This window comes from Bradyrhizobium sp. GW821-FHT12B03, assembly GCF_058807535.1.
In genome coordinates, this window is the sequence record NZ_JBXAQU010000014.1 from 29,864 (window position 1) to 53,814 (window position 23,951).

General features: G+C 62.5%; 20 protein-coding genes and 1 pseudogene. 7 read left to right on the plus strand and 14 right to left on the minus strand.

The window, feature by feature from the left end:
- Positions 1-233 precede the first annotated feature (233 nt).
- Positions 234-1,013 (plus strand): sulfite exporter TauE/SafE family protein, encoded by a 780-nt coding sequence (locus AC1RUR_RS24600; protein WP_492848739.1) that lies wholly within the window; start codon positions 234-236, stop codon positions 1,011-1,013.
- Between the two features lie 480 nt (positions 1,014-1,493).
- Here the strand turns inward: AC1RUR_RS24600 and AC1RUR_RS24605 are convergent, their stop codons facing one another.
- From AC1RUR_RS24605 to AC1RUR_RS24665, 13 genes and pseudogenes are all read right to left on the minus strand, one after another.
- Positions 1,494-2,198 carry a DUF1275 family protein gene (locus AC1RUR_RS24605; RefSeq protein ID WP_492848741.1) on the minus strand — a complete coding sequence of 235 codons (705 nt, stop codon included), beginning with the start codon at positions 2,196-2,198 and terminating at the stop codon, positions 1,494-1,496.
- 11 nt (positions 2,199-2,209) lie between these two features.
- Positions 2,210-2,992, minus strand: a complete 783-nt coding sequence (locus AC1RUR_RS24610; protein WP_492848743.1) for a 3-hydroxybutyrate dehydrogenase — start codon at positions 2,990-2,992, stop codon at positions 2,210-2,212.
- A gap of 40 nt (positions 2,993-3,032) precedes the next feature.
- Positions 3,033-4,652 carry an MDR family MFS transporter gene (locus tag AC1RUR_RS24615; protein WP_492848745.1) on the minus strand — a complete coding sequence of 540 codons (1,620 nt, stop codon included), beginning with the start codon at positions 4,650-4,652 and terminating at the stop codon, positions 3,033-3,035.
- Between the two features lie 38 nt (positions 4,653-4,690).
- Positions 4,691-5,839: an HlyD family secretion protein gene (locus AC1RUR_RS24620; protein WP_492848747.1), complete on the minus strand. Its 1,149-nt coding sequence runs from the start codon at positions 5,837-5,839 to the stop codon at positions 4,691-4,693.
- A 34-nt stretch (positions 5,840-5,873) separates the two neighbouring features.
- Complete coding sequence (locus AC1RUR_RS24625) at positions 5,874-7,049, minus strand: DUF3734 domain-containing protein (RefSeq protein WP_492848749.1); 1,176 nt, start codon at positions 7,047-7,049, stop codon at positions 5,874-5,876.
- A 31-nt stretch (positions 7,050-7,080) separates the two neighbouring features.
- A complete protein-coding gene (locus AC1RUR_RS24630; RefSeq protein ID WP_492848751.1) occupies positions 7,081-7,881 on the minus strand; it encodes an acetoacetate decarboxylase in 801 nt (266 codons plus the stop codon).
- An 80-nt stretch (positions 7,882-7,961) separates the two neighbouring features.
- Positions 7,962-9,166 (minus strand): annotated as a pseudogene (locus tag AC1RUR_RS24635) (NAD(P)/FAD-dependent oxidoreductase).
- Positions 9,167-9,280: 114 nt separating this feature from the next.
- Positions 9,281-9,571, minus strand: a complete 291-nt coding sequence (locus AC1RUR_RS24640; RefSeq protein WP_492848753.1) for a hypothetical protein — start codon at positions 9,569-9,571, stop codon at positions 9,281-9,283.
- Between the two features lie 100 nt (positions 9,572-9,671).
- A complete protein-coding gene (locus AC1RUR_RS24645) occupies positions 9,672-10,622 on the minus strand; it encodes a helix-turn-helix transcriptional regulator (protein WP_492848755.1) in 951 nt (316 codons plus the stop codon).
- A 53-nt stretch (positions 10,623-10,675) separates the two neighbouring features.
- The gene (locus AC1RUR_RS24650) at positions 10,676-11,623 is read right to left on the minus strand and encodes a helix-turn-helix transcriptional regulator (protein ID WP_492848757.1); all 948 of its coding nucleotides are present in this window, start codon (positions 11,621-11,623) and stop codon (positions 10,676-10,678) included.
- 263 nt (positions 11,624-11,886) lie between these two features.
- Positions 11,887-13,959, minus strand: a complete 2,073-nt coding sequence (locus tag AC1RUR_RS24655) for a PAS domain-containing sensor histidine kinase (protein ID WP_492848759.1) — start codon at positions 13,957-13,959, stop codon at positions 11,887-11,889.
- On the minus strand, positions 13,952-14,389 hold the full coding sequence (locus tag AC1RUR_RS24660) for a response regulator transcription factor (protein ID WP_492848761.1): 438 nt from the start codon (positions 14,387-14,389) through the stop codon (positions 13,952-13,954). The genes AC1RUR_RS24655 and AC1RUR_RS24660 overlap by 8 nt, the downstream gene beginning before the upstream one ends.
- Positions 14,390-14,428: 39 nt before the next feature.
- Positions 14,429-15,091, minus strand: coding sequence for a response regulator transcription factor (locus tag AC1RUR_RS24665; RefSeq protein WP_492849036.1), 663 nt, complete (start codon positions 15,089-15,091; stop codon positions 14,429-14,431).
- A 679-nt stretch (positions 15,092-15,770) separates the two neighbouring features.
- Here AC1RUR_RS24665 and AC1RUR_RS24670 point away from each other — a divergent pair.
- The 3 genes from AC1RUR_RS24670 to AC1RUR_RS24680 all read left to right on the plus strand — a co-directional run bounded on the left by AC1RUR_RS24670 (position 15,771) and on the right by AC1RUR_RS24680 (position 18,581).
- Entirely contained in the window at positions 15,771-16,349 is a 579-nt protein-coding gene (locus tag AC1RUR_RS24670) for a sigma-70 family RNA polymerase sigma factor (protein WP_492849038.1), read from the plus strand.
- A gap of 264 nt (positions 16,350-16,613) precedes the next feature.
- The gene (locus AC1RUR_RS24675; RefSeq protein ID WP_492848763.1) at positions 16,614-17,543 is read left to right on the plus strand and encodes a helix-turn-helix domain-containing protein; all 930 of its coding nucleotides are present in this window, start codon (positions 16,614-16,616) and stop codon (positions 17,541-17,543) included.
- A gap of 108 nt (positions 17,544-17,651) precedes the next feature.
- Positions 17,652-18,581, plus strand: a complete 930-nt coding sequence (locus AC1RUR_RS24680; protein WP_492848765.1) for a helix-turn-helix domain-containing protein — start codon at positions 17,652-17,654, stop codon at positions 18,579-18,581.
- Positions 18,582-18,606: 25 nt separating this feature from the next.
- Here the strand turns inward: AC1RUR_RS24680 and AC1RUR_RS24685 are convergent, their stop codons facing one another.
- Positions 18,607-19,548: a catalase family peroxidase gene (locus tag AC1RUR_RS24685; RefSeq protein ID WP_492848767.1), complete on the minus strand. Its 942-nt coding sequence runs from the start codon at positions 19,546-19,548 to the stop codon at positions 18,607-18,609.
- Positions 19,549-20,727: 1,179 nt separating this feature from the next.
- Between AC1RUR_RS24685 and AC1RUR_RS24690 the strand changes: the two genes are divergently transcribed.
- The 3 genes from AC1RUR_RS24690 to AC1RUR_RS24700 all read left to right on the plus strand — a co-directional run bounded on the left by AC1RUR_RS24690 (position 20,728) and on the right by AC1RUR_RS24700 (position 23,870).
- Positions 20,728-21,378, plus strand: a complete 651-nt coding sequence (locus AC1RUR_RS24690) for a response regulator (RefSeq protein WP_492848769.1) — start codon at positions 20,728-20,730, stop codon at positions 21,376-21,378.
- A gap of 45 nt (positions 21,379-21,423) precedes the next feature.
- Positions 21,424-23,187 carry a hybrid sensor histidine kinase/response regulator gene (locus tag AC1RUR_RS24695; protein ID WP_492848771.1) on the plus strand — a complete coding sequence of 588 codons (1,764 nt, stop codon included), beginning with the start codon at positions 21,424-21,426 and terminating at the stop codon, positions 23,185-23,187.
- A 290-nt stretch (positions 23,188-23,477) separates the two neighbouring features.
- Complete coding sequence (locus AC1RUR_RS24700; RefSeq protein WP_492848773.1) at positions 23,478-23,870, plus strand: hypothetical protein; 393 nt, start codon at positions 23,478-23,480, stop codon at positions 23,868-23,870.
- The last annotated feature ends 81 nt before the right edge of the window (positions 23,871-23,951 follow it).

Here is a 23,951-nt window from a genome sequence, read left to right on the forward strand (position 1 = left end):
GCTCGAGCTTCGACGCCAAATGCAGATCGGTGGTAGCAGCCTTGCCCTCGCGGCCACGCTTCTCGTCAGCTGGTGTCAGCCGAGTGATTCGCGATGTCGGCCTAAGCCGGCGTCGAGCTGATCGCGGTAGGTCTTACCCGTTTTGCTGCGTGGGTCGCCTCCCGATAGAGGCGGACCTGGAACCAGAGTCCCTGCGTCTCGCGAGGCCGTGACGTGCGATCGAGGAGTCTACGATGCTGTCGTTGACCCAAGGCGCGTTCGGCATCGCCTCCGGCTCGCTGGTCGGCTTTTCGCTGGGGTTAGTCGGAGGAGGCGGCTCGATTTTGGCCGTGCCGCTCCTCATCTATGTGGTCGGGGTATCGGACCCGCATGTGGCGATCGGGACCAGCGCGATCGCCGTCGCGGCCAATGCTGCCGCGAATCTTGCGACTCACGTGCGCGCCGGCAATGTGAAGTGGCGCTGCGCCTCCGTGTTCGCGCTCGCGGGAATAGCTGGTGCCTTTCTCGGCTCTACCCTCGGCAAGATCATCGATGGTCAGAAGCTGCTCGCCCTGTTCGCCATCGTGATGTTGGTGGTAGGCGTGCTGATGTTGAGGGGCGGCTCCGGCGGGGGCGAGGCGTCGGTTCGGCTCACCCGTGAAAATCTGCCGAAGCTTCTGGCCTTGGCACTCGTCACGGGAGCCTTGTCCGGCTTCTTCGGCATCGGAGGTGGCTTTTTGATCGTCCCGGCCCTGATCGCCGCCACTGGCATGCCGATCCTGTACGCGGTGGGGTCGTCTCTCCTGGCGGTCACCGCCTTCGGGCTGACCACTGCGGCGAACTACGCTCTGTCCGGCTTTGTAGATTGGTCTCTCGCCACGTTGTTCATCGTCGGCGGCGTCCTCGGCGGGCTTCTTGGCGCCCGCTCCGCGACCTCGCTCGCTGGCCGCAAGGGCGCGTTGAACACCGTGTTTGCGGCGCTCATATTCGCGGTTGCGATTTACATGCTGGTCCGCAGCCTAGGTCTGATGTGACAGGACTCGATTTTCCTTAGCCTGGTCATCGCGCCAACGGCAGCTTCTGAACATGAGGTCAGCGGACGAATGTCGAGACGGGAAATAGCTGGGTTCCGCCTCCATTATTTGAACCGATGGGCTGACCGGACCGGGGCAGGGTGGCCTCCTGATTTGTCATTGGCGACGTACTGTCTCTGGTTGCATCTAACTGGATGCATCTAATTGGACACCAATTACTGGAGCAGCTCAAACTTGCCCATGATGGATTGGAGCAAGAGTTTAAGCGTTTCAATCGATTAGGAGGCGGCGTGTGCACCGGGAGATCAAGCAAAACCTCGCTGCCGGCAACGTAAGCAAGCCTTGAGGGCGCCTCGGGCGATCACGTGCACACGTTCAGGACGACATCACGGCATATTCGAGATTCCCCGGGCGCCTGAACTGAATTAGGGAGTGCGGTCGAAGGGCTAGCCGTCCGCGCGATTCCTCCGCCAGCAGCCGTTAGCGCACCCCAATTGCAACGGCAGCCAGCGCCGTCGGGAGAGACCAGGCCCAATCTCCCACCAACGAAATCGCGGCCGCGGCAACAACGCATCCCACGAGAAATCCGAGCAAGCGGTCAAGCGAGCGGTACAGCGGCGTTGAATCGGGCGGCAGCAAGGGACGGCTGGCTGAGAGCAGGTCCATCGCTGACAAGACGGCGTTGGCGAGATTGCCGGTCATCACCGCCGTCGAGATCGCGCCGGGCATGGCGAGTCGAAGGAGCGCATACTGGCAGGCCATCGCGGACACGGCCATCATCGCGGCCGTGCCGGCTCGCACGCCAACCGGATCGGCAGAGGGCTTCGCGATGACGCTGAAAATCAAGAGCGCGGCAAGTACAAGCAACTGAACCAGAAGCAGCAGCCGTGCCAGGCTCGGACCGTGCCTCCGGGACGCTCGGGCGATCAGCGCGACGGTTGCCAGTGCCAACAGGAAGACGGGGATGGCCAGCAACTGGGCCCAATGAAACGGGCCGCGGTCGACGGCAACGACGGTGGCCAGCACGATATTGCCGGTCACATGGGCCGTGAAGATATGGCCCAGGGTGGAGAAGCCGGTGAAGTCGACCATTCCGGCGATGACGCTGAGCAACGGTGGCAGCCGCGCCTCGAGGCGCGACAGCTCCACTACGTCGTCAGATGAATCAGCCGACCTTTGCACCATGAGAGAGCCTCCTATTGCGCGGTCCAGCCGCCGTCGACCGAGATCGCTGTGCCCGTGATCTGATCGGCGGCGGCCGAGCACAGGAAAGCCACGGTGGCCCCAAGTTGTGCCGGAGAGACGAATTCCAGGGATGGCTGCTTCTCGGCCAGCAGGTCCCTGGCGGCTTCCTTTTGTCCAATCCCTCTTTGCGCCGCGATGTCGTCGATCTGCTTGTCCACCAACGGCGTTCGTACCCATCCAGGACAAACCGCATTGCAGGTCACGCCGCTTCCGGCGGTCTCCAGGCTCACCACTTTGGTCAAGCCGACCAGCCCGTGCTTGGCAGCGACGTAAGCCGCCTTGTGTGTCGACGCGACGAGGCCGTGCGCCGAAGCGATGTTGACGATCCGCCCCCAGCGCTGCTTCTTCATCTGTGGCACGGCCGCCGCGATGCCGTGGAACGCCGCCGACAGGTTGATACCCAGAATCGCATCCCACTTGGCGGCCGGAAAATCTTCAACCGGCGCGGTGAACTGGATGCCGGCATTATTCACGAGAATGTCGAGGTGCCCGAACTTGTCGATCGTCGCGGCGATCAGGCCGCGTACGGCGTCTGCCTTCGACATGTCCGCGCCGTCGTAGACGACACGCACCCCAAACTCGCGCGCAATCCCGCTGCGGATCGTCTCGATTTCACCGGCATCGCCGAAGCCGTTCAAGACGAGGTCGGCGCCGAGCCTGGCCAACTCTCTGGCGATGCCGAGCCCGATGCCGCTGGTCGATCCGGTCACGACGGCAACCTTGTTCTTCAACATGGGAGTTTCCTTTCCTTAGGAGATGCGGGTTGAACGATGATCAATGGGCACCGCCGGCCTCGAGCGGGCCGGACTTCTTCAGCAGCAACGCGGCGAGCAGCGCGACGATCAGGGCTGCACCGAGTACGTAGAAGGTGTCGCTGAAGGCCAGGATGAAAGCCTGCTTCTGCACGACCTTGCCGACCGCAACATAGGCGCGGTGCGCAGCGTCGACGCGATCGATGATGCCGTGGTTCATGAAATACTGCGTAAGCTGCTCGATCCGGGTCCGGGTCGCCTGCTCGAACATCGATACCGATTGCATCAGCACGTTGGAGTGATACTGCTCGCGCTTGGTGAGAAGTGTCTGCAGCGCGGCGATGCCGATGGCGCCGCCGAGATTCCGCGTCATGTTGAACAGCGCGGATGCAGACCCGGCATTCTCGGACTCGACGCCGGCCGTGGCGACCGCTGAAAGCGGCGCGAAGCAGAGGGCCTGACCAAAGGCGCGGATTACGTTGGGCCAGAACAGTTGATCGGCGGCATAGTCATTGGTCATGTAGATGTTCATGAAGTTGGAGGCAGAGAACAGCGCAAAGCCGGCGCCGATCACGATGCGCGGGTCGACGCGCTTCATGAGCTGCGGCACCAGTGGGATCAGCAGGAGCTGCGGCAACCCGGTCCAGGCCAGGACCATGCCGATCTGCTCGGAATTATAGCCCTGGATGCGCGAGAGATAGACCGGCAGGACATAGACCGAGCCGTATAGAGCGACTCCAAGCAGCAGATTTGCGAGAACGCCAAAGCCGAAATTGCGGCGAACCAGCAGGCGCAGGTTCAGCAGCGGTTTATTGGCGGTCAGCTCGATCGCGACGAACAGCGTGAGCGAGATTGCGGCGATCGCGGCGAGACGGACGATGAACGGCGAGCCAAACCAGTCGTCCTTGTTGCCTTCTTCCAGCACGGTCTGCAGCGCGGCGAGCCCGATCGCCATGGTGACGATACCGGCCCAGTCGCCTTCGCGCAGCAACGAGAGCTTCATGGGCGTCGCGTCCAGCGAGACATACAGCATGGCGATCATGACCGCGCCGGGCACGACGTTGACGTAGAAGATGTATTCCCAGCCGAGATTCTCGGTGAGATAGCCGCCGATGGTCGGTCCGATCGCGGGCGCAAAGGTCGCGGAAATCGCGAACAGCGCCAGGCCGATCGGCTGCTTCGCCTTCGGCAGCAGCGTGATGATCAGCGTGAACGCCATCGGGATCAGCACGCCACCGGTGAAGCCCTGCACGGCGCGCAGCACGATCATTTGCGACAGGTCCTGTGCGAGCGCGCAGGCCGCCGAGAACACCAGGAAGAGGACGGCGTTGGTCAACAGGTAGATGCGAACCGAGAATACCTGTGCGAGCCAGCCGCTGAGCGGGATCACCACGATCTCGGCGATCAGATACGAGGTCGAGATCCAGCCGCCATCGTCGATCCCCGCGCCGATCCCGCCCTGGATGTCGGCAAGCGAGGCATTGACGATCTGGATGTTGAGGACCGCCATGAAGGCGCCAAGCGTGGAGCCGATCACCGCAAGCCAGGTTCTTGCGGAGACGACGGGAGCAGCCGGGGCCGCGCCGGGCGACCCGGCATCGCCGGTTGGGGCGACGTCGCCGATGGTTCGATCCGTGGTCATGGCCGTCTCTTCGCGTGCGCAGGAGGAACGATTGTCGTTCAGCTACGGGGCTGAGGGGCGCGCGATGCAACGCGCTTTTCGGCTTCGCGCTCGGCGAGGACGGCGGTCTTGGTGTTGATGGTCGGCAGCGCCGACATGCCGGGGCGTAGCAGGCCCTTCAGCCTGCGGTCGTCGAGCACGATCTTCACCGGCACGCGCTGCACGATCTTGGTGAAGTTGCCCGTAGCGTTGTCGGGCGGCAGCAGCGCGAATTCCAGGCCGCTCGCCGGCGACAGGCTGTCGACACGGCCCGTCAGTCTGGTCGAATGGAAGCTGTCGATCCGCAGCTCGACCGGCTGTCCGTCGCGCACATGGGTGAGCTGCGTCTCCTTGAAATTGGCGACCACATAGACCGCATCGAGCGGCACGACTGCCATCAGCTGGGTGCCGGCTTGCACGAACTGGCCGACCCGCAGCGAGCGCGCGCCGACCGTACCGTCAACGGGCGCGGTGATCCGCGTATAGGACAGGTTAAGCGCTGCCTGTTGCTCGACCGCGCGGGCATGATCGAGCTGGGCAACCGCCTTGGCGCGGTCGGTCGCGAGCACCTCGATCCTCTTGTTGGCGGCGATCAATGCCGACTTCTCTCCGAGCAACTGGGCGGACTTCTCGCGTAGCGCCGCGTCGGTCTGCTGCGCGCGCTGGATGGTGCCGGAGCCGGTCTTCATCAAGCCGTCGTAACGGGCCTGTTCTTCCCGCGCGAATTCAAGCCCCGCTTCACCGGCCTCGACCAATGCGGCCTGCTGCTGGATTACCGGCTCCTGCAGTTCGATCTGCGCATTGAGGTTACGCACCGCGGCATCGGCTGCGGCGACATCGGCGTGGGCTTGATCGAGCGCCGTCCTGAAATCGCGGTCGTCGATCCGCGCCAGGATCTGACCGGTCTTGACCGGCTCGTTGTCGGAGACAAGGACTTCGGCGATGTAGCCGGAGACCTTCGGCGCGATGATCGTGGAATCGGCTTTGACATAGGCGTCGTCGGTGGTTTCCAGGTAGCGGCCGATCGTGAGGTAGTAGCGAGCGAACTCGGCCGCCCCGGCGACACCGAGCGCTGCGGCAAACGCCAGCGCTGCCCGCCTGATCGCCTGCCGGGACGGGCGAAGCTTGGTCTGGGCTTTTTCCTCGGGAACAAAAGAAATGGTCGACATGGCATTCTCCTGAAGCTGCGGGCAGCGCTAGAGCTCAATCGCGGCGATGAATATCGTGAGTGACGATGCCGAGTTCTGGTGACGGCGGGTCCAGGCGGCCCGGGTCGGCCAGGGTGCGGCGGATGTCGTCGAGCCCGCTCTGCCAATGCCTGCGCATCGCACTCAGCCCGAACTCGTAGTCCCTGGAATGACCCTCGTAGGTCTTGGACTGGTAGATCAGGTGAACGATGTTGTAGGCGCGGTGCCGGGCCATATCTGCAATGGCGCGGATTTCCGGCTTCGCCCTTGCGCTCTCCGGCAACTCTTCCATCGTTCGTTGCAATGCCCGGCGCATCTTCTGCATCCGCAACACCTGGTCGGTGACGGAGCGTGTGCGGCTCGAATACTGGATGTCCTTCTGACGGCTCGACACGTCCATCAGGTCGTAGGGAACGCGGCCTCTGGCCGACCAGAGATCGATCTGGAACGTCAGGGTGTCGCGCGGCTCGCCGGACAGGACACGGGAGAGTGGCGTGTTCGACACCACGCCGCCATCCCAGTAATGTTCGCCTTCGATTTCGACGGCGGGGAATCCTGGCGGCAGGGCACCGGATGCCATGAAATGTTTCGGTCCCAGCCGACGTTCGGCGGTGTCGAAATAGGTCAAATTGCCAGTGCGGACGTTGACCGCGCCGACGCTGACGCGCACGTCGCCCGAGTTCAGCCGGTCGAAATCGACGAGCCGCTCCAGCGTTCGGTGCAACGGTGCGGTGTCGTAGAAGCTCGTTGCGGCATCGCCCGAGAATGGCGACCACAGCGGCGAGGGGAAGCGCGGCTTGAAGAAGCCGGGCTGGCCCTGGACCAGGGCTCTGGCCGCCGCCATCGCGTTGCGCACCGAGTTGATGTCGAAGGCAAAGGGCAAGGCATTGGCCAGCCCTTCGCCTGGGGGCCACTCGATCGAGAAGGCGCAGATGGTTTCCCAGAATTCGCGCAGCCTTTGCACGCGTTCGCCTTCAGGCGAACCGGCAATGATGGCGGCGTTGAGGGCCCCGATCGAGATTCCGGCCAGCCAGTTCGGCCGGATGCCGGCCTCGTGCAGGCCTTCATAGACTCCGGCCTGATAGGCGCCGAGAGCTCCGCCGCCCTGCAGGACCAGAGCGACCACGTCATATGGCATCGACCCCAATTGCTGCGGCGCCGGACTGATTTGCTCGCGCATGACTTTAAGCATTTCGAACCCTCCGATATTGTGGCTGATCCGATCAGCCCGCGTTCGCTTCGATAAGGATTTCGGATCTGGATCCGCGTCGCTGCGCGGTTGCGCCCGGCGAGAGGTAGTCGTGGACCACGGTGCCGAGCCCGAGCGTCAAATCGGCCACGATGTGCTTGGCCGACAGCACTTGAAGGACCGGCAGTTCAGCGACGGGGGCGAGCGCGTGCGAATACAGATCGAGCGCAGCGGGGCCGGTCCATGCGCCCTTCACGGTGATGTCTTCGAGGTGGTAGCGGACCAACTCGCAGATTCGAGCCGAGCCGTCGACATGCGGGATGATCTTGAGCAGGAAATTGGGCGCGGCGAGCTTCCTCGCCTCGGCTGCGCTGTCGAGGGCGCGGTGCTTGTATCCCATGGTGCCGGTTGCGATGCGCACCGAGCCGTAGTTCAGGGTGCCGACCAGCGTATCGATCTCGACCGCGAGCTTCGGCTGTGCCAGCTTCTTGGGAAATCCCCACAGCTCACGCCCGCCCGCGATTGGCGGATGGTCGTTGAGAAACATCTGGTGGGTGAAGCTGCCCGCCTGGCCCTGATAGGACACAGGGATGACCTGACCGCTTTCTGTGTAGTCGCCGAAACCGGTCGAGTCCGGCATGCGGATGAACTCGTAGTTCACGACCGGTTCCGCGAGCGCGAGCGGCTCGGGCACGATCCGGCGCAGCGCCTCGGGGTCGGTCCGGTACTGGATGATGAAGTACTCGCGGTTGACGAAGCGGTAGGGGCCCGGCGGAAAAGCCGGGTTCGTCACCGGCATCGCAAACGCTGTCGCGCGGACGGTCTCGGGTTTCATTGCGGTGATCTCCAGGTTGGTCGATTTTGAGCGGGCCGCGCTCCTGCGCGAGAAGCGCGGGCCTGGTTTGGTGAGGCGGCCTACACCTCGCCGACACGCTCGGGATCGGCTGCGGCGAGCGCGGCGGCACGCTCGGCCGGCGGCGGATAGATCCACACGGTGTTGATCTGTTGCTTGGTCTTCTTGGCCTCGGTCCCGACGAGTTCGAGCGCCCGATCCCAGCCACGCGTGAAGATCGCGCCGGCCTCGCCCAGGTCGAGACAGGTCGCATATGCCTCCTGGTGATACGGCTTCGTGGCGACTCCCAACAGCTCGGCCGCGGCATTGTTGCCGGCAAAGGCGCCCATCCGCGTGGCGTGCTGGCACGACATCAGCGCGTAATTGCCGATGTTGTCGCTGGCAGCTCTCGCGGCATCGCCCGTGGCAAAGACGCCGGCGACGTTCAGCACGCGCAAGTCGCGGTCGACCAGCAGCCGCCCGAAATTGTCGCGTTCGGCGGGAATCTGCGCGGTCAGAGGCGCTGCCCGCATGCCCGCTGCCCAGATCACGGTCTCGCTTTCGATGTGCTCGCCGGACGTCAGTGTCACCCCGGATTCATCGAGCGATGCGACGCTGGCACCGAGCCGGGTCTCCACGCCGAGCGTGCGCAGCGCATCCTCGATGACGGGGCGGGGGCCGGCCCCCATGTCGGGTGCAATCGCACTGTTCCGATCGACGATGACGATGCGCGGCCTGGCATCCTTGCCGAAGATCGCGCGAAGCCGGGCGGGCATCTCCGTGGCCGTCTCGATCCCCGTAAAGCCGCCGCCGGCAACGACGACGGTGTCGCGTCCGTTCCTTGCCGGCCGATCGGCCAGACCGTGAAGATGCCGGTCGAGCGCAATTGCATCGTCGAGCTGGTCGACACTGAAGCCGTGCTCGGCAAGGCCGGGGATATTCGGACGAAACAGCCGGCTGCCGGTCGCCACCACCAGCCGATCGTAGGACAGGTGCTTCTTCGCACCCTTGATACCGGCGATCTCCACCGTGCGAGCCGTGGTGTCGACCGTCTCGGCGCTGCCTTGCACGTAGACGACGTCAATGGCCTTGAGGACATCCTGCAGCGGCGCCGTCAGCGTTTCGGGCTTCCCTTCGTAGAGTCGCGGACGAACCACCAGTGTCGGCTCGGGAGCCACCAGCGCGATCTCCAGCTCTTCGGGCAAGACGCCCTGGATATCGCGCAAACGGGCAGCTGAAGTGCAGCGTACATGCCGGCGAAACCGGCGCCAATGATGACTATTCGCATGTGACTTTCTCCTGTGGTTGCTCTTCGGGCATACGCGCGTTGCCGCCGCCGCTGCCTGGATGCGGCCACTCGAACTCGACGACGACGCGAAGACGTGAAACGAAGTCGCCGGTCTTAAGGGGAGGGACAGCTCGGCATCGACGACGCCCGCAGGGACAAGCGGCGGAAGAAAGCCGCTCCGGCGGCGTTCGGGCCGCTCCAGTCGGCGTAGGGGAGCCGTGTGTCGTCGCTGAGCATGACGGACATCGCCGGAGTCGTCCTGTGCATGGACTGGGGTGGAATTTCCACTTCCTCGCCCGTTGCAGAGGTGAAGCGTACCGCCAATGACAATCCGTAGACGATTGTGCCTGCGACTAGTCTGCGTCGCGGCGCGATTGCAGAGAGGCTGAAGGTCTTCGAGGTCATGTTCGTCTCCGTCTATTGGAGCGTGGGGGACCCTGATCGTTTACCGGATCGACGCTACGTCTGCGCCAGTGCGATTGCGGCACCTGCATCGCGATTGCTGTTACCGTATGCGCCGTCGCCAATCGCTGGGGGTTTCGCCGGTCAGTTTCTTGAATGCGGCGGTGAACGCAGTTTGTGAGGCGTAGCCGAGCTTGGCGGCCACCGACACGATCGGCACATCGGTTTCGCGCAGCATGTTCATCGCCTGCTCCAGCCGCTGCTGGCGCAGCCAGGCATGAGGTGAAAGCCCGGTGCTTTCCTTGAAGGCACGACAGAAGTGGAAGCGCGACAGGCCGGCATCCGAAGCAAGCGCCGCGAGCGACACGTCAGAATTGATGTCCGAGCGCAGGCGTTCGATCGTGCGTCGCAGAACATGGGAGGACAGGCCGCCCATGATCGGCTCGAACGTCGTGGGCACGCCAGTGTGCTCGGCCAGGATACGTGTGGCCAGAACCTCCGTCAGCTGCTGCCTGAACAGCAGATCCAAGGCCGTATTGCCTTCCAGCACGTCCGCTGCACTCATCAGCAATCCGGATAGGACGGGGTCTGGATGACCCGTTCGTTCCAGAAGGTCGCCGAGGGTGGGCGCGTTGGCTTCGCGGACGATACGTTCGAGCGCCGCATGCGGAAGGTAGAGTTGGATGACGTCGACGAACCCGGGAATATCCCATCTTGCGCGTGAACCGGCCGGAATGATTGTCACAACCCCGGAGCGCGCCGTTCCAATCGCAACCGATGTCCCGGAGCGACGTTCCAGACGCTGAACACCTGTGGGGTAAGTCATGATGACGTGGTCGGTCATGGGTTCGACCACGTCATGCAGCGCCCCGTGCTTCCAATGCGCGATGACGCCGCTGGAAGGGTCCGAAGCCATTTGGAGCGGTGCGGTCTTGAGGACGCGCGCCATTTCCACGTCGGCGCGGCGCCGCTCGGTGACCGCGGTGTCGCGATGTCGAGCGCCGGGGTCGACGAGCAGAGCCTTCAAAGGATCCTTCAGGATTGGCTGGTTCATCGGGCTGTTCCTCGCGTTCGAAAGGCACTTCGTTAACTGCAGGGGGACAGTTGCTAACGCATGCGCCGCCGCCAATCGCTCGGGGTTTCCCCGGTCGATCGCTTGAATGCTGCAGCGAACGCGGTCTGGGAGGCATAGCCAAGCTCCACCGCCACCGCCACGATCGATGCGTCGGTGTTGCGCAGCATAATCATCGCCTGCTCGAGCCGGTGTTGCCGCAACCAGGCTAGAGGTGAAAGCCCGGTGCTCTCCTTGAAAGCGCGGCAGAAGTGGAAGCGCGACAGGCCTGCGTCCGAAGCCAGGGCATCGAGGGAGACGTCCGCATCGCTGTCCGAGCGCAAGCGCTCGACGGCACGGAGCAGGACCTTCGCTGAAAGCCCTCCCGCGGTCGGCTGGAACGTCGTTGGCGAGCCGGTATGCGCGGCCAGGAGACGTGTGGCCAGGAGATCGGTCAGTTGATGCCTGAATAGCGCATCCAGTGCCCGGTTGCCCTCCAGCACACCGGCCGCGCTCAGGAGCAATCGGGATGTAATGGGATCGGGATGTGCAGTTCGCTCCAAAAGGTCGGTCGGGTCGTGGGTCTCGGCTTCGTCGGCAACGCGCCTCAATATGGCGTGAGGAAGATAAAGCTGGACGACGTCGACAGGTTTCGGAATGTCCCACCGGGAGCTTGAGCCTTCCGGGATGATGATCACGACCCCGGGACGAAACGTTCCTTTGACGACCGAGCTTCCAGACCGCCGCTCCATGCGCTGCACCGAGCCGTTGTAGGCCATGATGACGTGGTGGCTCATCGGCTCGACGACGTCGTGCAATGGTTCATGCTGCCAGTGGGCGATCCCGGCACCGGAGGCGTCCAATGCCATATGAAGTGGAGCGGTGTGGAGAACGCGCGTCATCTCCATATCGGCAGCGCGCCGGTCGCTGGCCGGAAGGTCTCTCTCGCGCGTCCTGGATTCGGCCGGCAGAGCGTTCTGGGGATCGACCATCGGCGTGCTCATGGATTGTGCTCGTGTTTGGCGGAGGTCTTGCGTTCAATTCTCGCCGGCCGCTTCATTGGCCGGCGAACGGAGCGGTTGCCTCGATCGTGTGCGTAACGATATGGGAAGCAGCTCTCGGTGCTATCGTGCAGCGGGTGTGGTCTCGCTGGTTCAGCGACTAGAGTCACCTGTACCTTGGGATAGGGCGGGCGGAGCTTGGCCCGATCATTCGCACTGAAGCCGCGGCTCACCGGAGCGCGGGACGCGCCTCACGCTGACGTGTCCTACCCCGGCTCCAGGCTGGGTACCCTCGGTACCGGAACCGCGAAGTGGAAATGCGCGCCACCATTCGGACGGTTCGCGCCCGCGATGCGGCCGCCATGCGCGGTGATGATCGACTGACAGATGGCAAGGCCGATGCCGAGCCCCGCGTCCTTGGTGCTGAAGAAACTGTCGAAGACGTGCGCCAAATCCGCGGCGGGAACGCCCGGCCCATTGTCGGCAACGGAGAGCACGACCGAGTCTTCGTCATCGACCGACGTCTTGATCTCGATCCGGCGCTTCGGCTGGCCCGACTGTACGATCGCCTGGACACTGTTGACCAGCAGGTTGATGATCACCTGCTGCAACTGAATCCGGTCGCCCAGGACCTTGGGGAGGTCAGCGCCAAAGGTCGCCGACAGGATGATCGACTTTGAATCGATGTCATGGCGGATGAACAACAGCGCCTCCTCGGCCACCTCGTTCAAGTCGATGAGACACTTCTCCGGTTCGTGCTTCGCCGCCATGCCGCGGATACGATGTATGATGTCGCTGGCGCGCCGCGCGTTCGATACGATTCGGGAGGTGAGCTGTGTGACCTTCTCCGTGTTTTGATCCGTGCGCGCGAGCCATCTCAGGCTGGTCTCGCCGTTGGTCACGATGGCCGCAAGCGGCTGGTTGATCTCGTGCGCAATCGACGTCGCGAGCTCTCCGAGCGTTGCGATCCGTCCGGCATGCGTGAAGTCGGCTTGCAGTTTCCGCAGCTGCTGTTCGGCGTTCAATCGCTCGCTGATGTCCTGCATGGTAATGAAGGTGTTGTCGAGCTGCTCGGGCGGCACCGGATAGGTCACCGTGAACAGGACGTCGATGATCGAGCCGTCGAAAGCGCGAATCCTGGTTTCCTCGATCAGGTTCCGCCGGCCTTCGAAATGCGCGACCATGACCCGTTCGGCGAGCCCGGGGGCAGCGGCGAAAATGTACCGGACCGGCTTGATGAGATCGGCAGGGTTGTGGGCGCGGAACAGCGATACGGCGTCGCGATTGACGTCGGTGACGCGGACGACGTCCTTGGCATGTTCGACGAGGTCCGGATTGCGCTCGAGATGGCCGGCGATATCGCGGACGCCGTTTGCCTTCAATTGGTCGAAGGCCTCGCCCGCGCGACGGGAATCGACCTGCCAGAGCGCGGTCGGCAGATATTGCACGAGCTGACGGTATCTCTCTTCGCTGGCCTGCAATTCCCAGGTCGTCCGGTCATCATTCGTCACGCCGTTGATCGTCACGAACACCGTGTCGGGCGGCTTTGGCTCGGCCGAATGCCAGGCCTTGACCACGGGATTGCGCAAGCTTCCGCTCAAGATCATCTTGCGTATCTCGAGACGCGTGCGATCGCTCGCGACACTCTCGATCAGTGTGGCCAGCAACGCGCGGCTCTCGGCCGGCCAGAAGTCGCTGATGGATTTTCCTATCATCTGCTCGTAACCGGCGTGCGCGCCGAACATGCGGACCGCGCGATCGTTGACGACCAGGATGCGGGTTGCGCTCAGCATCTCGTCGACCCAATCCGGGTGCTGGTCGAAATCGACGGGGATGCCGCCGCGCCGATGCTCGGCGATCGCATCGAGCAAGTGGCGCGCGGGCGACGTATCGAGTTCCCAGGACGCGGCGAGGGAAGATTGCAGCTCGGCATCCATGCGCAGGTAGGCCGTTTGAGAGAGCGAGCCCGCGTTCCGGCCGAACTCGACAATATCGAGAAAACCTCCCGCTGCATCCCGGCGGACGATTTGCCTCACCGCAGCCATGATGTCCGTTCCGGTCAGACCGCGCCGGAGGACCACTCCCTCCCACCGGCCTTCGCGCAGGAGTTCGCTGAAATGATCGGTGCCGCTGTGGGCGAGGGAGCCGATCGTCTGGACGCGCTGCCCCACCATCGCCATGGCAGGCCAGCCGTAGAGAGCTTCGGAGGCAGCATTCCAGTATCTGATTACGCCGTGTGCGTCACTGACGATGATGCTTTCGGAGGCGAGATCGGCCAACTCCATGGCGTGAGGGAAAGTGTGGTCACCTCCCGCGGCCCGTTGGAACAGGTTACTCATCTGAAGGCGTATCCCGGCGATCGTCGCCGCGCGAACAGCCTGCGCGGTCCAGCGCGGACTGCAGATGGTGCAAGAGGACGTCGTCATTGACCGGCTTCGTCAAGCAGGCGAGAGCCCCGCCGCCGAGCGCGCGTGCCCGTGTGGCCGGACTTGTATCTGCGGTGATGATGATGACCGGCATTGACGAACCCAATTCCCGTAATCTTTCCTGGAGTTCGAGGCCGCTCCGGCCTGGCATGCTCACATCGGTAATCAGGCAGTCGAAGTGATGCGGCCGGTATTCGGCCATGAAAGCTTCCGCCCGATCGAATGTCTGGCACGCGAGTCCCAGCACGACGAGGAGATCGGAAAGCGCCTCTCGCACAGCTTCGTCGTCATCTACGACCGCGACGACGGGCAGTTTGGGCGAACGGATCGTTTTGGCTGGCATGGCCCGACGACCATCCGCCCTATGTAGGCCGGGTTGTACCTATCCTTTGGTGTAGGCCGATTGCTTCCCTTGGAGTGCGGCAGGCAGCGATTCCCAGATCCGGATCAATTGGCCGACCGATCCGGCCTGCAGTTTGCGCATCGCGTTGCCGCGATGCAGCTTGACCGTGATCTCGGTGATGCCCAGATCGAATGCAATCTGCTTGTTGAGGCGACCCCTGACCACCTCGCGCAACACCTCGCGCTCGCGAGGGGTCAGTGTCGCGTAGCGGTCGACGTGTTGCCTGACGTGATGGGCCGCCGCCCGTTGCGCGGTGTCCTTCTCGATCGCCGCGGCGACCGCATCGAGCAGCGCCTGATCCCTGACAGGCTTGGTCAGGAAGTCGATGGCTCCCGCCTTCATCGCCTGCACCGTCATTGCGATGTCGCCATGACCTGTCAGGAAAATGATCGGCAGCGTGTGGCCGTTCGCGACGAGATGCTGCTGGAGATCGAGGCCACTCGCTCCGGGCATGCGAACGTCGAGGATGAGACAGCCCGGCCGCTCCGGAAGATCGGCATGCAGCAGCTCCTGCGTTGAACCAAAGCAGCACGCATCGAGTCCAACAGACAGGAGCAGTTCGCGAAGCGCGAAGCGGACCTCTTCGTCGTCGTCCACGATCACGACAAGCGGGCGATTTGTGGAATCGGCATCAACGGTCATGGGATAGCGAGATTGGCGATGTAAGGTACGAGAGCCGGCGATTGTCTCGAGCATGGCGTGGTCCCTTGATCGCTTCCTGCTGCCCGATTTGTCGGCGTGCCTTTCACAGAGGGTCTTGAAGCCTCGTCTCAAGGAACGGCCACCCGGGGTTTTACGGGTCTTAAGGTTGCGCCGTACCACCGTCTTTCCCAAAACAGGCCTGCTTTGTCAGATTCTGCTCCAAGCCGCCCCTGCGCACCTGCATGTGATGAACGCGCTGCACGGCGCCTCGGAAAGTGACGGTTGACTGGAGCAGGGCTCGCGGCTCAGCCCATGTTCTGCCGACGGCTGATCATCCTAGACCAGGGGATTAGAAACATGAGCCCCTCGTAGGATAGCCCGAACAGCCTCGTGCGACGCATCCTCACCGCTATCGCGTCAAAAACAAGCGGAGAGGGCGATGTCCATCACCGAAGGGCGGCAACAAGGGGAACCTGCAAGGTTACGTCGACCTCGGTCGAGAATCTCCTCATCCGGCCACGCGCCGCCCCGCCAGGGCGTGAGCCCGTGCAGGGCCGGCAACGGGCCCAAGTCGTGGCAAGGATCCTCCAGCGCGGTGACTCATGAGGAACTGGTTTTTGCCGTTTTCCAAACAGGGGAGTCGGAGCCGGCTGCAGGACGCGAGTCACGCGATCAGGCAATCGATCTCCGCTTTGTGCAGGAAGCTGCCTGCGACGAGATGCTGCTCAAGAACGTTGCGATGGGCGACAAAGCGGCAATGCACATTATTTTTGCGCGCCACCGCGAAAGAGTGTCCCGATTCATTCGACGCCTGGTTCGCAATCCGGCGATCGTCGACGATATCGTCAGTCAGGTGTTCCTCGATGTGTGGCGCACCGCAAATCTGTTCGAGAGTCGCGCGCGCGTTTCCACATGGCTGCTCTCGATCGCCCGGTTCAAGGCCATCAACTCGTGGCGAGAGCGAACGCACGAGAATATCGATCAAGACGATGCCCGTGGAATCGTCGACGCCCGGGATGCGCCGGATGTCGCCCTGGACCGCAAGGACACGGAGGGCATCCTGCGCGCATGCATCGACAAGCTCTCCCCGGCTCATCGGGAAATCATCGACCTGTTCTACTATCGCGAAAATTCCGTCGCCGAGGTCAGCGGAATCATCGGCATTCCGCGGGCGACCGTGAAGAGCAGGATCTTTTACGCGCGCAAGCGGCTTGCCAGAATCCTCGTGGAGGCAGGTTTCGATGCCGCGTCTGCCTGAACATGCGCCGGACAAAGCCCCGTCGGGATTTCACAAACGCACGATGGAACCGGACTAGAGCCCGGCTGGGGCGAGGCTGGAAGGAGCTAAATCTCATTGGAATTGCTCTGAAAATCGTTCGGACGAGACCTGATCGAAGCCGATTGGCGCAGATGTCGATTCCGTGAGCAAGGCTGGACCGCAGCTTGTCAATCTCCAATAATGGTTTCGGCGTCGTGGGCTCGGTGACCCGGCGGGTCCCAACTCCAGACAAGGCCGACCCATATGGCACAGGCGGGTACCTTCGGACAGAGGGTCAGGCAGCAGTTGCACTTGAGGGATGCGCCGCCCTCGCTGATCACGCGCTCACGGCGCGGTATCGAACTCGCGGTTACCGAAACCCGCGATGACAACCCCGTGCCGGGCCGTTCCGGCTCGGTGGCCGACGAGGCCTATATTGTCAGCCTGAAGCTTCACAATTATCCGGACTGCGAGCTCTGGGATCACGGCAAGTGCGTGATGAAAACGGATGTTAGGGCAGGCACGACGTATCTGTACGACCTCCGGAGTGATCCGGGCTTCGTTATCGACAAGCCATTCCATTCCCTCCAGTTCTATCTTCCGCGTTCGGTGCTCGACGGCATCGCAAGGGAGTCACGTGCGCGGCGTGTTGATGATCTCGCCTGTCAGTTCGGCTTCGGCCATGATGACAAGATCATGCGTCATATCGGAGCAGCGCTGCTGGAAGGGCTCAGTCGGCCGGCCGAGGCCAACCAGCTCTTCATCGATCATATGATGCTCGCATTCACTGCGCACATTGCCCAGGCGTATGGCGGGCTGCATGGCATGACCCGACCGGTTCGCGGCGGTCTTGCCCCATGGCAGTTGAAGCGAGCCTGCGAAAAGCTCGACTCCGATCTCGGCGGGACGGTTTCGTTGCAGCGGGTTGCAGCCGATTTCGGTCTCTCGGTCAGTTATTTTTCGCGCGCGTTTCGTATCTCCACCGGCTTGCCGCCGCATCAATGGCTGCTGCGCCAGCGTGTGAAGGCGGCCATGCAGTTGATGACCGTGCGGGACCTGCCGCTGTCCGAAATTGCGATCGCCGTCGGTTTTGCCAATCAAAGCCACTTTACGAAGGTGTTTTCGGCGCAGGTCGGCGTTAGTCCGGCGACTTGGCGTCGCGAATCACTGGGAGTTTCCGAGGGCGAGACATGATCATACGGGTTACCCTGGGAGGGTTGCTTCGTGATGCTCATGAGGTCGCGATTTTTGGTCGATCATGAATAGTCACTCGGTCCAACTCCAATCAAGGAGGCGGTACACATGAAGCCGATGGGTTTTTACGGTCAGACGGTGAAGCAGTTCTTGCATCTGGAGCATGAACCGCCGTCGTTGATCACGCGTTCGCTGCGCAACGCCGAGATCGCCGTCACCGAGACCCGGGACGATGCTCCCCTGTCAGGCCCTTCCGGCGCGATGGGCCTTCAGGATGCCTATGTTGTCAGCCTGAAACTCAACGATTACCCGAATTGCGAGGTCTGGGAGCGAGGGTGCGCCATCAAGGCCGATATCCGGGCCGGTGCAACATATCTGTACGACATGAAGAAAGATCCGCGGTTCATCATCGACAAGCCGTTCCACTCCCTTCATTTCTATCTTCCACGCTCGGCGCTCGACGGCATCGCTGAGCAGTCGGCCGCGCCGCGCGTCGGTGAGCTCCCCACTCAGCTCGGCGTCGGCCATGACGATTCGATCATTCGTCATATCGGCGGGGCGCTCCTGCAAGCGTTGCGTCGGCCGGCTGAGACCAACCAGCTTTTCATCGACTACATGATGCTCGCATTTACCACGCATGCCGCACAGGCCTATGGCGGGCTGAGGTGGGGCGTCAGAGTGCCCAGGGGCGGTCTTGCCCCATGGCAGTTGAAGCGAGCCTGCGAAAAGCTCGACTCCGATCTCGGCGGGACGGTTTCGTTGCAGCGGGTTGCAGCCGATTTCGGTCTCTCGGTCAGTTATTTTTCGCGCGCGTTTCGTATCTCCACCGGCTTGCCGCCGCATCAATGGCTGCTGCGCCAGCGCGTGAAGGCGGCCATGCAGTTGATGACCGTGCGGGACCTGCCGCTGTCCGAAATTGCGATCGCGATCGGATTTGCCAATCAAAGCCACTTTACGAAGGTGTTTTCGGTGCAGGTCGGCGTTAGTCCGGCGACATGGCGTCGCGAATCACTGGACATCACGGAAAACGACAAGTGATTGGGGATGCGCGCGCATCCTCTGGTCAACGACGCTTCCCCAGCGAGATGGCGTAGGCGGCGCTGCGCGCCGCGAAGATCTCGTCGGGCGGATGGGCAATGCCTTCGGCGAGATTGGCCGGATCGAAGACGGAGACGTCGCACGTTTCGTCTGGCTCAAGGCCAGTGATCACGATCGTTCCGAGCCTAACCTCTTCGCGACTGTCCTCGTCGGGCCATCGGATGGTCACGTCCATGGTGGGATCGCCGGGACGATCGAGCAGCGCCATTACACTGAAGCGGACGCCACCGCTGGTAACCCGATGTTGGAGGTCGTCGTGCAGGAAGCTGGCGGACTTCGCCGTGACTTCGCTCTCCGTCAGCGTGGCCTCCGTGCCGACGGGTGCGACCTTGAATTTGATGAATCGTGTCTCGTCTGCCGAATTCGTCGCAGGAAACGAATGCACGCCCCAGTAGGTCGTGCCGGCAAAACTCCGGGGCAGTGGATGCGCGGCGATGTAACTGGCCTGATGCAGCGTTTCGGGATTGGCGGCGGAGAATGCCTTGACCCTCTCCATATCCGGACTGCCGTCTGGCCCGGGAATGCGCACCTTGAGGAAAGCCAGCATCTGGTCCAGCGTTTTCGCAAAATGTACGGGGGCACTTTGCGCGAGAATGTCCGAGCGGTGGTGAATGTCCCCGAGCCTGAGGCTCAAGCCGCGCAGCACGAGGTTCTCGGTATCCGCGACATTGGGATTGCCGCTGCCGATCGAGAAGCGCCCCAGCACGCGCGATGGTTTTGTGAAGCTCCGGGATCTCGTAATTTCCTCCGCCCGATTTGACGGGATATAGGTGCCGCGCACGCATCTGCCCTTGGCAAAGCTCGTGCGTACCTTTGGCGGATCACCGCCGACCGCTTTCAGTGCATCGATGATCGCCGCGAGCGTGGCGGTCGGAAATTGAGACGTTGGGAGCTCTGGGGATGACACCCGCAACGATCTAGCAGACCTGCCACCTCGTCATTCCAGTGCGATTGCTGCGATTACAGTGCGATTGCTGCTAACGGCGCTCCAACGGTTCGGCGTTGCTGCCGGCGGCTCGGGAACACGCAACGGGCGTCACGTTCCGCTTCGCTGGGAAACACCACACCTAAGTCGCAATCGACAATTGGTCGAAACGAGCTTGAACCAAACGGGGCCGTTCACGCATGTCCAAAGAAGGAAGTATACGGACATGGCGCCGACCAAGCTCAGATCGCGACCTGAACCGAATGCCCGTATCCGTGGGTTGTGCCCCCCATTTGAACCTATCGATCGACGGCTTTTTAGCCGCAGTTTCACCCCGTAAATTCAGAGTAACGCGTATTCAGACACCAGACAGTGCAATGACTAGGATCGTGCGACGAATGCCCATTTTAGATCGGACAAGCCCAGTGGTGCGACCAGTAAGTCATTGATTGTTCTCTACCCGTGGCGGACTCTTAATCAGCGGGTCCCAGGTTCGAGCCCTGGTGCGCCCACCATTTCAAGCTCCTGCTGATCCAGAGCTTTTTTCATTTCCGGCATCCGAACAAAGACGCGTCTCGCGCGTCGCTTATGGGGGGCGGATGTCGTGCGGCCAGCCCGTCGTGCGATTTCCTTGTATCTTCATCCATCCGTTTGATACAGCGCGCAGCCCCCGATGATACAGGTCAATTGCCTGCCCGTCGTAGAATAGGATATCGGGGGCGGGCAAAGCGGACAGTCTGCCGCCATGATGCGAAGGGCGCCGCGGTTCGATGGAAGCGGATGCACGGACCTGAGCCCGGCACGTTGCGCTGGCGCGTCGCCCTGGCGCAGTCGTGGTGGCCGGCGTTACAACCATTGCGGTCATGACGCATTGCCGGGCCCTTGTGCTGCGAAGCTGCAGCTCCGCCGCGTAGTCAGGCAACCACGCCTCGCACGGCGCGGACAACCGGAGGTGGTCAAGAGCCGCTCTTGAAAAGGCCGAAACGCGGTGAATCGATCGGGATCAGCGTCCACTCGCCGCCAGCCGTCCAACACGGCAACTGGCACGACCACTGCAAACTGCCTAGGCGACCTCAGCCGGCAAAGGATTTGCGGCTCCCAATCTTGATTGGAGTTGATTGATACCTTACCGTTACTGGCGGGCAACACAGGTGCGGACCGGTGCGGACGATCATTGCTGACGATCACGCAATTATGCGGGAAGGTCTGAAGCAGCTTCTGTCGACCGTGGACGGACTGATTGTCAGTGGGGAAGCGGCGGACGCAGAGGCCGTTCAGCGCCTGCTGAACGAAAACTCGGCCGATCTTCTCGTCCTCGATCTCGGCATGCCCGGTGTGAGCGGCTTTCAATTCATAGCTCACCTGAGAACCGCTTGGCCGGAGCTACGGGTTCTCGTTCTCACCGCCAATGTCGAGCCACGTTCCGTTCGGGCGGCTTTTTCCGCAGGCGCGAGCGGCTATTTGACCAAAAGTGGCGATCCATCCGAACTCATCGCTGCGATCGATGCCGTCAGGAAAGGCAACACCTATGTGGCGCAGGAGGTTCGCTTTGCAGTCGAGCGCCATGACGGCCCGAGCGAAATCCCGGAGCCCTCGGCAGCGATCATATCTTCGGTTGCGCTGACAAGGCGCGAGCGGCAAATCCTGGCGATGATCCCTCACGGCGCCACCAACCGCGACATCGCCAACCGTCTCGGTATTAGTGTGCTTACTGCCCGGAAACATCGCGAGAATCTGATGCGGAAGCTCGATCTTCACAGTGGTGCGGAATTGACAGCCTACGCGGTTCGCCTCGGCCTTCCAGCAGGTTAGCTCACGGCAATTCGCAAACGAAGCCGACGCACGGAGAGGTTTCCGATGCAAGAAGACAAGATACGCGAGGCGCTCGTCGAGCTCCTGTATCGCAATTCCTATGGAGTAGTGGCTTCCAACGTCCTGATCTCCCTGGCGGCGGCATACGTACTGAGGAGCACTGTGCCGCCGAGCTGGTTGGTCGGATGGCTCGGTGCGCTGTATCTGCTCACCGCCATGCGCGTCCTGGCGGCGCGCCGGTTCTTCAGCCGGAATCGAGAACCGGCGTCTGTGTTGCGATGGGCGTGGCTCGCGGCTGCGTTTTCGTGCGTGTCAGGACTGCTGTGGGGAATGCTCGGCTGGGTCGGCTTCGTTCCTGAACACCCCGTTGCTTTCCTATTCACCATTGTTGCCCTGACCGGTCTGGTCTGCGGCACGGTTCCGTCGCTCTCGGCCTTTCCGCCGGCTCTGGTCGGCTCGATCATCGCAACGGTGCTGCCGGTCATGGTACGCGCCTTTATCAATGGAGGTGATACCTCCGGCGCATATCTCGCCCTGCTTACGGGACTCGTGACCATCAACCTCTATTACTGCCGCACAACGCACCGCATGCTGCGTGAGACCATCAGGTTGCGCTTGGAAAATGTCGAGCTGGTTGGCCACCTGGAGCAAGAACGCGACCGCGCGCAAGCCGCCGATCATGCGAAAACACGTTTCCTCGCGGCCGCCAGTCATGACCTGCGCCAGCCGATCCACGCCCTGAGTCTGCTGATTACCACGCTCGCGACGCTGAGTCGCCGTGGCGCCGTCCAATCCGGCGATGCGCGCGACTTGGCCGGCAAGGCGAAATCCATCGTCGGCAACCTCAGCGCCCTTCTGAACGGACTGCTCGACATCTCCCGGCTTGATGCCGGCGTCGTCACCGTTGAGAGGGAGACGGTGAATCTGTCCCAGCTTTTCAACCAGCTCAGCAACGAATTCGCGCCGACTGCGAATGATCGCGGCCTTGATTGGCGTGTCGTTGAAAGCCGGCTTCACGTGGACAGCGATCCCATGATGCTGAAACGGATCCTGGGCAATCTGCTGTCGAACGCCTTTCGATACACGAGAACCGGTGGCGTTCTGCTCGGCTGCCGCAGGCGCGGCGCTTCGGTGGAAATCCAGGTCTGGGACACCGGGCCCGGCATCCCCGCAGATCAGCACGCGATGGTCTTCGAGGAGTTCGTGCAGTTGCAGAACCCGGCGCGAGATCGCACGCAAGGCCTTGGCCTTGGCCTCGCCATCGTTCGCCGCACCGCCGCGCTGCTGGAACATCCGCTGAAGCTGGTTTCCGTCATGGGGCGCGGCTCGATGTTTTCCATCACAGCTCCGATAGCCAGTGCGATGTCGACTCCCTTGTCCGATGCGAGGGTGTCACCCGCGGGCATCGCCGTCAGCATCATGGTCGTCGAAGACGAGCAGGATGTTCGCGAAACAATGGTGCAGCTGCTCACGTTGCAGGGACATCGCGTGTATGCCGGCCAATCGGCCGCCGAGGTGCAGCGAATTCATGCCGAGGCGAGGGTGGTCGGCGATGCCCCGGTCGACCTCATCATCGCTGACTATCGCCTCGAAGACGGTGCCACGGGCCTGGACGCAATCGAGGCTCTTTGCGCCCATATCGGCCGCGCGGTCCCGGCCCTTATCGTGACCGGCGATACGTCGCCGTCGCGCATCAAGGAAGCGACCGCCAGCGGTTATCGCATCCTGCACAAGCCGATCAGCGGCGAGGAACTGCACGACGTGATCGTTGCGGCCTGCGTTGGTGGCAAGGCCCCGATCGATAGCTGACGGAATGATCGCGTTCTCAGATTGGCCATCAGCCCGCCGATGGCCGAGAACGTGTTGCGCCGCCGAACTCCTGCGCGCCACGACCGGAGATTGTGCACGGCTATCGACTTAGCCCCTTGCCGGCGACGAAATACGACATCTGCCGTATCGCTCCCGCGTTGATCCAACGGTATCTAAGTCACGTCTTCGCCGCTCGTCGCTGGGTTTATCGGTGCCATTCCACCCAGCGGCGACAGTCGATTTTGAATTTGCGGCATGACGCTTCCACTACGAGAAGCAGGCGATGTGTCATGTACGGCGCGATTCTTCGATTGACAGACAGTGGAACCAGGTTCTCCTCAATATCAATTTACGGTAGCAAGATGCGAAGTGTTCTCAAGAATTTCCTCGCCCCCCTCCGCGAATCGCGGCGCTATCAGGCGAAGCATGTACTACGCCAATACCGACATCTGATCGTGGGGGACTGCGCATCGCTGAATTTTCGAGCGCGTGCAAGGCGCAGTTCGGATGCGGCAATTGCCAACGGCTTCCATGCCCGACGTCCATCGCCGCGTCTCAAGGCGTGGACAATCGCAGTCCTGGCTGGCTTCGGCATTTTGCACGTTGCGGCAGGGTACTCGCTGCACCACGCGGCGAGCATCCGGCCGATCGAAACGGCGGCAGCGGCGATCCAGGGCGACTAGATGGATCGGTTGCGTGCCATTTGAGCGAGTCCGGACGATCTCACGCCGTTCCACGACGGCGACGATCACCGTTCCAGGCGA